This is a genomic window from Nocardioides sp. CPCC 206348, assembly GCF_048654705.1.
In the GTDB taxonomy this organism is placed as follows: domain Bacteria; phylum Actinomycetota; class Actinomycetes; order Propionibacteriales; family Nocardioidaceae; genus Nocardioides.
Map to the genome: position 1 here is coordinate 32,109 of NZ_JBMCZA010000112.1, position 465 is coordinate 32,573.

Below are 465 nucleotides of genomic sequence, written 5' to 3' on the forward strand. Positions count from 1 at the left end.
CTCGCGGGTCGCGTCGTCCTCGGCGAAGAGCGAGATGTCGCGCAGGTACTCAACGGTGGCCAGGTCGCAGTCGCCGGTGACCAGGAACTCCCGGACCGTCTCCTCGATCGCGGTCCTGTCTGCGGCGCTGATTCCGCCCGACCCAGTGTCGCCGGTGGTCGCTGCCGTGGTCGCCGTGGTCGGGGCATCGTCCGCGTGGTCGGCGCCTGACCTGTCGTCGTTGCCGCAGCCAGCGAGAACGAGGGGCAACGCCAGGGCAGCAAGGAATCGTCGGGCCATCCCTGATTCCTATCCCACTCTGACTGTTCGCGGAGGGCGATTCGGGTCAGTAGATGCGGCTGCGGTAAGGTTCCCAGCGCTTCGGACGGCGATCCCGTACGAAGTGTTCGGGCTGTAGCGCAGCTTGGTAGCGCACCTGACTGGGGGTCAGGGGGTCGCAGGTTCAAATCCTGTCAGCCCGACGTT

General features: G+C 66.7%; 1 protein-coding gene and 1 tRNA gene. One reads left to right on the forward strand and one right to left on the reverse strand.

Annotated features, from left to right (window positions below):
• Positions 1 to 279: hypothetical protein (locus ACOADB_RS06770; protein ID WP_378597192.1), on the reverse strand; the 279-nt coding region annotated here is incomplete at its 3' end.
• 108 nt (positions 280 to 387) lie between these two features.
• Between ACOADB_RS06770 and ACOADB_RS06775 the strand changes: the two genes are divergently transcribed.
• Positions 388 to 461: transfer RNA gene (locus ACOADB_RS06775), tRNA-Pro, on the forward strand.
• The last annotated feature ends 4 nt before the right edge of the window (positions 462 to 465 follow it).